Origin of the sequence: Streptomyces sp. NPDC056628 (assembly GCF_042792555.1) — a bacterium.
Taxonomy (GTDB): domain Bacteria; phylum Actinomycetota; class Actinomycetes; order Streptomycetales; family Streptomycetaceae; genus Streptomyces.
In genome coordinates this window covers 50,699-58,598 of the sequence record NZ_JBHTWG010000041.1, presented here as the reverse complement: position 1 = coordinate 58,598, position 7,900 = coordinate 50,699, and the positions used below count along the sequence as shown (strand labels likewise).

Sequence of the window (7,900 nt, the reverse complement as noted above, 5' to 3'; positions counted from 1 at the left end):
TCCGCGTACTGGGCGTACGCGGACGACCCGACAACGCGGCGAGGCGCCGTGCCAGGCGTCGCGGACCAGACGGGACTTTCGAAACACGCCCTAGGGACCTGGCCGACGCGACCGGGCGACCGCCGCGAGGACGAACGTGACGCTGATCAGCAGCGACCAGGCGCCGAACTTCTCGACGCCGACCGGCTGCCAGCCGTCGAGCTGGTAGGGGTAGCGCCAGGCGCCGAGGTAGGTGGCGACGTTCTCCGCGATCCACAGGAAGAACCCGATGAGGACGAACGCCAGGGCCAGCGGCATCCGCAGGCGCCGCCCGCGCACCGTGTAGCGCACCGACGTGCCCGCCGTGACGGCCAGCAGGAGCACGGCGAGCAGCCAGCGGACGTCGGGCAGCCAGTGGTGGGTGAAGAAGTTGACGTACACGGCGGCGGCCACGAGGGCGGTCGTCCGGGGCCGGTAGCGGACCGGTTCGAGGTCGAACAGGCGCCAGGCGCGGCAGACGTAGCTGCCGACCGCGGCGTAGAGGAAGCCGCCGTACAGCGGGACGCCGGCGAACTTCAGCACGGCAGGTTCCGGGTAGCTCCAGGAGCCGAGGGAGACCTTGACGATCTCGAAGGCCAGGCCGACCACGTGACAGACCGCGATGACGGCGACGTCCCGGCCGTTCTCCCAGCCCCGCAGCCAGAAGAGCAGGGTGAGCAGCACCCCGTAGACCACGAGCAGGTCGTAGCGAGCCACGGGGAGCCCGTGCAGGAGCCCGGACACGGCGACGCCGGACATCAGGGCGATGGCGAAGGCGCACGACCGCGTCTGTATCCACGCGAAGTCGAGCAGGTGGCGCAGGGGCGCGCCCACGGGGCCGGTTGCGGTGAACATGTTCAAAAAGACGATCACGCCGTGCGTTCGGTTGCCCCGGTCGTGAGGTTCCCGGACGGCGGGTTCCGCCGAAAATCCGTTGCGGCGGTCCCCCGCGCCCCTGGACCCTTGGCCCATGCCCTACGCACTTCGCCCGGCCGGCCTCGACGACGCGGCCGCCGTGACCGACCTGCTCAATGAGATCGACCGCATCGAGATAGGCCGGCCCGAGACCGACCTGCACGCCGTCGAATCCGACCTGAAGCGGCCCGACATCACCCTCGCGCGTGACTCGTGGCTGGCCTTCGACGGTGAACGCCTCGTGGCGTACGGCCTGTTGTGGGACGAGTCGGGCGGCGAGCGGATCGACGTCGACCACTACGTGCTCCCCGACCACCAGCGGGCCGGTGAGCTGCTGCTGGACGCGATGGACACGCGGGCGCCGGCCAAGGCCAGGGAGAACGGCGCGGCCCGGGCGGTGGTGCATCTGCACCTCAACGCCGAACCCACCACCGACAAGGAGCTGTTGGAGCGGCGGGGCTGGCAGGTCGTGCGCCGCTACCACGTGCTGCGGCGCCCGCTCGACGCGGCCCGCGACCTGGCTCCGTCCGTGCCGCCCGGTGTGCGGCTGCGGGCCTGCGCCGACGAGGGGGACCGGGCGCGGGTGCACGCGCTGCACCAGTCCGCGTTCGCCGAGCACTTCGACTTCCGGCCGCGCACCTACGAGCAGTGGCTGCGCGACATCGACGCCGACCTGCTCGACTGGTCCCTGGTGTGGCTCGTCGAGACGGACGACCTGGGCGACAGCGGGTTCCTGCTCGCCCGCGACGACCGGGAGGCGATGGGCTGGATCCGCAGCATCGGGGTGCGGCGCGAGGCGCGGGGGCGGGGCGTGGGCGGCATGCTGCTGCGGCACGCGTTCGCCGCGTTCGCCGCGCGCGGGCGGGACATGGTCGGACTCGGCGTGGACACCGCCAACGCCACCGGGGCCCCCGCGCTGTACGCCCGGCACGGCCTGGACGTCCACTACGCGGTGGACACCTGGGAGACGGTCCTGAAGTGACGGCCTGCCGAGCGTGCTGACGCGCTCCTGGCCCCGTCACGCGCCGGGCGCGCCCGCGGGCTCCCGCTCTGGCCCGCGCGCCCCCCGCGGTTCACGGCGCAGGGCCGCGGCCGTGGCCAGCGCGCCGGCACCCTCCCACAGCCCCACCCCCAGGAAGCCGGCCGGAGCCCGGCCGCCGATCACGGCGAGGGTGAAGACCGTGCAGGTCAGCAGGCGGAAGGGCACAGTCCAGCGGAAGAACGCCCGCCAGTCCGCGAGGGCCGCCAGCACGTAGTACACGCCCATGTTCAGCGCCGCCATGGACGACGCGGTCACGAAGACCAGGGTGTGGTCCCCCTCGGCGCGCTCCGGTTCCGCCACCGGCGCGAACCCCATCACCTTCAGCAGGACGTCCGGAGCGAGGAGGCCGACGATCCCCATGACGGCCGCGAGGACTCCGAAGACGGCCATCGTCCAGCCGGCCGGCGAGCGGGGCAGGGAGCGCACGAAGTCCTCCTGGGGACGGCGGAGTCGGGCCTCAGCGCCGAGGGGCGCCTCGGCGCGCGTTGTTGTACAGGCGTAGCAGGTGCTTGGCGACGGCGCACGGGGTCGTGTCGACATTGCACTGCCGGCAGGTCCGCATGTGCTGCTCATAGTCGGCGCGCGCCTGCCGCAGCGCCTCTTCGGGAGATGACATCGATGTCCTCGGGAGTGGTTGACGGATGGGTCGAGGGTCCGCGGGGCGGACGCTGCGGAACGCCGGGGAGACCGCGTGAGACACCCGAGGAGCAAGTTGATCATGTTACTGACGGTAGCGGAAAGTCGTATTTCCCTACTGATCACAAGCTCACAGAGAGCGCCCGACGACCGGAAAAGCCTTGGACGGAGCGGGTGTCGGCGCGGGACACTGCCGTACTCACGCCGTGACTCCACGTAGTCGCCTGAACCGAACAGGGGTGGGATGGGAACGTCTGAGACCCGTAGGACCCTGCCGGGCAAGCGCTCGGTTCTGCTCGCACTGCGCCACTACGGCCGGGAACTCGTCCGCCTCAAGTGGCTGACGGCCCCGGCGATGCTGCTGACGTCCCTCGGCAACATCGGCATCAACTACATCGCTCCGCTCATCGTGGCCAAGCTCGTCGGCGACATCGCCGGCGGCGGGCAGGTCACCGTCTCCTCGACCCTGCCGTACGTCCTCGGCTTCATCGCCGTGCTGCTGCTCGCGGAGGCGCTGTGGCGCGTCGCCCTGCACTGCCTGAACCGGCTGGACGCCCTCGGCATCGAGCATCTGTACGTGCTCGGGATGGACGAACTGCTCGCCCGGGACGCCGCGTTCTTCCACGACAACTTCGCCGGCTCGCTCACCAAGCGGGTGCTGAGTTTCGCCACCCGCTTCGAGCAGTTCGTCGACACGCTGACGTTCCAGATCATGGGCAGCCTCGTACCGCTGCTCTTCGGGGCCGTGGTGCTGTGGCGGTACGAACCGCTGCTCGTCGTCGGCCTGCTGGTGATGATCTCGGTGACGGCGGTCTGCGTGGTGCCGCTCATCCGGCGCCGCCAGGCCCTCGTCGACCAGCGCGAGGAGGCGGTCGCGCGGGTGGCGGGCCATGTCGCCGACAGCCTCATGAACATGGACACCGTGCGCGCGTTCGCCGCCGAGGAGCGCGAGGCCGCCGAGCACCGCTCCCGCGTGGCGACCTCCCGCCGGCTGACGCTGCGCTCCTGGGACTACGGCAATCTGCGCATCGACACCCTGGTCGCGCCGATGTCGGTCCTGACCAACGCGCTGGGGCTGCTGCTCGCGGTGACCCTCGGCGGCGGCGAGCACGGCGTGGAAGCCGTGGTGGTCGCGTTCACCTACTACAGCAACGCCACCCGGATCATGTTCGAGTTCAACCAGATCTACCGCCGGCTGGAGAACTCCATGACGGAGGCGGCCCAGTTCACCGAACTGCTGCTGACGCCGGCGACCGTGCTGGACCCGCCCGTGCCGGAACCGGCGCCGTGCGGCGCCCTGGACGTCCGCTTCGATAAGGTCACCTTCGCCCACCGCGGTGGCCGCCCGCTGTTCGACGGGCTCGACCTGGAGGTGCCCGCCGGGTCACGGGTCGGCCTGGTGGGCCGGTCGGGCGGCGGCAAGACCACCCTCACCCGGCTGCTGCTGCGGATGACGGACGTCGACGGCGGCCGCATCCTGATCGGCGGTCAGGACATCAGCCGGATGCGCCAGGCCGACCTGCGCGGCCTGATGGCGTACGTGCCCCAGGACCCGGCGATGTTCCACCGCACCCTGCGGGACAACATCGCCTTCGCCCGGCCCGGGGCCGGTGACGCGGAGATCCGCCGCGCGGCCGAGGCGGCGCACGTCACCGAGTTCGCCGACGCCTTGCCGCACGGCTTCGACACCATGGTCGGCGAGCGCGGGATCAAGCTGTCCGGGGGGCAGCGCCAGCGGGTCGCCCTGGCCCGCGCGATCCTGCGGGACGCGCCGATCCTGCTGCTCGACGAGGCGACCAGCGCCCTGGACTCGGAGAGCGAGATCCTCGTCCAGGAGGCGCTGTGGCGGCTCATGGAGGGGCGCACCGCGCTCGTCGTGGCGCACCGGCTGAGCACGGTCGCCGGTATGGACCGGCTCGTCGTCCTCGATCACGGGCGGATCGTCGAACAGGGCTCCCACGAGGAGCTGATCACCCTGGACGGCGCCTACGCGCGGCTCTGGCAGCACCAGTCGGGCGGCTTCCTGGACGACACGCCCGCGCGGACCGAGGACGCCGCCCCCGCGCGGGCCGAGCTCCCCTGAACACGACCCGCGCGGCGGCGACTTCAGCCGCGTGCGGATCGGCGGCGGCGCACCACCAGGACGGCGGCCGCTCCGGCGCCCACGGCGGCGGCAGCGGCCCCGGCGAGGGGCAGGGCCGAGTCGGAGCCGGTGCTCGCGAGGTCGCCAGAGACGGCGCCGTCCGTCGAGCCGGTCACGGAGCCGCCCGTGGAGGAGCCGCCGCCGGTGCCGCCGGTGCCGGACCCGCCCGTGGACGAGGAGCCGCCGGTGGACCCGCTGCCCCCGCCGGAGGGGGAGCCGCCGGACGACGAGCCGCCACCGGCCGTGCCACCGCCCCCGGTCACCTGGAGGGTGATGGCGGCCTTGTCGTTGCTCTGGTCGGTGTCCCAGCCCCCGGGCTCGCCGACCAGCGTCGCCGACCCCTTGGCTCCCGCGACGGCCTTGTCGATGCGCACCTTGAAGGTGCGCGCGTACTCTTCGTCCTCGTCGGCCCAGGGCAGGTCGTAGGGGCACCGGTAGGTCCCGGAGGACACCTTCTCGCAGCCCTGCTGCTTCGTCACCGTCGTGCCGGCGGGCAACTTGACCTGGACCTCGGCGAGCGGGACACCGTCCCTGTACACCTGCACCCAGGCCGGACCGGCGTTCACGAAGCCGACCCTGAGGTCCACGGTGTCCCCGACACGGCCCTTCAGCGCTCCGCCCAGCACCTGGAAGTCCGCGGTGTTCGCCGCCGTCACGGGCGTCCGCTTGAAGTGCGCGTCCTCCTCGACGGGGGTGCCGGGTTCGTACGGCGTGGCGTCCGGCTGCTCGACCAGCTTGAGGGCGGGGCCGGTTCCCGGCACGGGACCCGACGTGGCCTCGTCCCCGGGGTAGGCCTCGTAGTCGGTGACCGAGACGTCGAGGCGTTCGTACAGCGCCCGGTCCATGGCGCCGATCTTCAGCCCGCCCTCGGGCGCGTAGACCACGCCCGGCTTCAGCGGCTGGTCGAACGCGCACAGCGCCATGGCGCCGGTCGGGATCTCGTCGTAGCCCCAGGTCTTGAAGGCACGGCAGTTGGACGGCACTTCGCCCAGGGTCAGCCCGTGGCTGACGGTGTACTTCAGCCAGACCTTGCCGAGCGCCTCGGTACCCGTGTACGCGAAGCGGGCGGGCACCGTGAACGTGCTGCCCGGCCGCACCCCGTCGATCGGGGCGATCTTCTCCAGCACCAGTCCGGGGGCGGGGGCCGGGTCGTCCGCGGCGGCGGGGGCCGCGCACACGGCCAGCAGGGCGACGGCACCCACCGCGCCGGCGGTCCTGCGGTGCACACGAAGCCCGGGGGTGGTGGGGAACATGGGGTCCTCTGATCGAACGTCGGTGACGGAGGGGTGAACTGCGGCGGAACGCCGTTCCACACCCAAGACGTCCGACCGGACCGAAGGGTTGTACGAGCGGCCCCCTCACCCGGAGCAGCAGGCGTCCCCGGTGCCCGCACCGCCCGTGTCGAGCCGGCAGTAGCAGGACGCCTCCACCGGTACGTCGGCCAGGGCGGCGGCGAGCCGCAGCTGCTGGGCCACCATCTGCGCCTCCCCGGTCCGGCCGAGGCGCACCAGGCACTCGTGGAGGCCGTGCAGGGACCAGACGTTGTTCGGGTGCCGGCAGGGCCGCGGCAGGGTGTCGTCCAGGCCGAGGTCGGCCCGGTAGACCGCCTCGGCCTCGGCGACCCGGCCCTGTTCGAGAAGGAGGGCGCCATAGGCGTGCCGGGTGGGCTGCATCCAGCCCCACGGCTCGTCGTAGGGGAGGTTGTCGTCCAGTGCGATGGAGCGTTCCAGCGCGGCGAACGCGGCGACGTGGTCCCCCTTGCGGTACTCCAGCTCGCCGTCGAGCATCGCCCCGGCGATCTCGAGGATGTCGGCGCAGGTGTTGTTGAAGAGCATGCGGGTGGCGGGCACCCGGGCGACCGCCTCGTGGAAGAGCGCGCGCTCCTCCTCCGCCTCCCGCACGCGACGCGTCGAGGAGAGGGCGACCCCGCGCGCGTAGTGCGTCATCGCGGTGGTGACGCTGTACAGCTCGGGGTCGGCGGGCAGCGGCAGGGCCAGGATGTCGTCCCAGCGGCCGAAGCGGATCAGGGCGTGGACGCGCATGGCGAGGAAGCCCTCCAGCCAGTCGGCCATCGGCGGGCTCTGCACCCTCAGCAGGTCCTCGGGGATGGACGCCTCGAGCTGCGCCACGGTGTCCAGGGCCACCTCGCTCTGCCCGAGGAACATCGCTCCGTAGATCTTGAAGTGGTAGTTGTGCGAGCGGTACAGGGTGTAGAAGTTCATCGCCCCGGCCCGCGCGCGGTACTTCTCATCGGCCGCGATCGCCGCCGTGTTGTCCGAGACCACACGCCGGTAGTCGCCGCACAGCACCTCCAGGTGGGAGGGCATGTGCAGCAGGTGCCCCGCGTCCGGCACCAGGTGGCGCAGCCGGTCGGCGACGGTCAGGGCCAGCTCCGGCGCCGGGGACATCTCCATGAGGTGGACGTACATGTGCGCCACGCCGGGGTGGTCGCGCCCCCGCGGGTAGGCGAGCGCCCGCTCCAGGACCTCCTTGGCCTCCGAGGTGCGCGCGCCCTCGGCCGGCTCACCGGTCCTGAGGTCCCACAGTTGCCAGGGGGTGAGGTTCATCAGGGCGTCGGCGTAGAGCGTGGCGACGTCCGGATCGTCGGGGGCGAGTTCGTGGACGGCGCGCATCCGGTCGGCGTAGGGGGCGTTCCAGACGGAGCAGTCCGGCACGGCCCGGCTCTGCGGGTAGCGGGCGCGCAGCGCTGAGATGAGCGCCTGTTCGACCGGGGTGGCCGTCGCGGCCTTCTCGTGGGCGCGTTCCACGGCGGCGTGGGTGCGCTCGACGGTGCCGGTGAGGTCCTTGTCGTCGAAGGCATCCCAGGGCTTGTTGTAGTTCGGGCCGAGGGCGTAGGCGATCCCCCAGTACGCCATGGCGCAGTCGGGGTCGGCCTCGGCGGCGGCCTCGAAACAGGCGACGGCCTCCTCGTGGTGGAAGGCGTACGTCCAGGTCAGACCCCGGTCGAACCAGAGCTGGGCCTGCGCGCAGGACGTGGTCACGGGGTGGGTGCGGGTACCGAGGTCGTAGGGGTCCATCGTCGCTCTCCTGCCTGTGCGCCGCCGCCACCGAGGTGCCCGGGGCCCCGGTGGCGGGGCGGGGGTGTCGCACCGACAACGGGAAGGGGGCCGCTCCGGTAGCGGGCC

At 72.2% G+C, this 7,900-nt stretch carries 7 protein-coding genes; 2 read left to right on the top strand and 5 right to left on the bottom strand.

Annotation, left to right across the window (positions count from 1 at the left end; genetic code table 11):
* Nucleotides 1-90: 90 nt before the first annotated feature.
* Nucleotides 91-873 carry a DUF817 domain-containing protein gene (locus tag ACFRAC_RS32045; RefSeq protein WP_382936470.1) on the bottom strand — a complete coding sequence of 261 codons (783 nt, stop codon included), beginning with the start codon at nucleotides 871-873 and terminating at the stop codon, nucleotides 91-93.
* Nucleotides 874-988: 115 nt separating this feature from the next.
* Here ACFRAC_RS32045 and ACFRAC_RS32040 point away from each other — a divergent pair, with 115 nt between their 5' ends.
* Complete coding sequence (locus tag ACFRAC_RS32040) at nucleotides 989-1,915, top strand: GNAT family N-acetyltransferase (RefSeq protein WP_382936467.1); 927 nt, start codon at nucleotides 989-991, stop codon at nucleotides 1,913-1,915.
* 36 nt (nucleotides 1,916-1,951) lie between these two features.
* On the opposite strand, the gene ACFRAC_RS32035 is transcribed toward ACFRAC_RS32040, so the two are convergent.
* Both ACFRAC_RS32035 and ACFRAC_RS32030 read right to left on the bottom strand, forming a co-directional pair.
* Nucleotides 1,952-2,401 carry a hypothetical protein gene (locus ACFRAC_RS32035; RefSeq protein ID WP_382936463.1) on the bottom strand — a complete coding sequence of 150 codons (450 nt, stop codon included), beginning with the start codon at nucleotides 2,399-2,401 and terminating at the stop codon, nucleotides 1,952-1,954.
* Nucleotides 2,402-2,432: 31 nt separating this feature from the next.
* Complete coding sequence (locus ACFRAC_RS32030) at nucleotides 2,433-2,591, bottom strand: hypothetical protein (RefSeq protein ID WP_382936457.1); 159 nt, start codon at nucleotides 2,589-2,591, stop codon at nucleotides 2,433-2,435.
* A gap of 264 nt (nucleotides 2,592-2,855) precedes the next feature.
* Between ACFRAC_RS32030 and ACFRAC_RS32025 the strand changes: the two genes are divergently transcribed.
* Nucleotides 2,856-4,694 (top strand): ABC transporter ATP-binding protein, encoded by a 1,839-nt coding sequence (locus ACFRAC_RS32025; protein WP_382936449.1) that lies wholly within the window; start codon nucleotides 2,856-2,858, stop codon nucleotides 4,692-4,694.
* Between the two features lie 23 nt (nucleotides 4,695-4,717).
* On the opposite strand, the gene ACFRAC_RS32020 is transcribed toward ACFRAC_RS32025, so the two are convergent.
* Together ACFRAC_RS32020 and ACFRAC_RS32015 are read right to left on the bottom strand one after the other, a co-directional pair.
* Nucleotides 4,718-6,007: a hypothetical protein gene (locus tag ACFRAC_RS32020; RefSeq protein WP_382936442.1), complete on the bottom strand. Its 1,290-nt coding sequence runs from the start codon at nucleotides 6,005-6,007 to the stop codon at nucleotides 4,718-4,720.
* Nucleotides 6,008-6,112: 105 nt separating this feature from the next.
* Nucleotides 6,113-7,792, bottom strand: a complete 1,680-nt coding sequence (locus ACFRAC_RS32015; RefSeq protein WP_382936438.1) for a hypothetical protein — start codon at nucleotides 7,790-7,792, stop codon at nucleotides 6,113-6,115.
* Nucleotides 7,793-7,900: the final 108 nt, after the last annotated feature.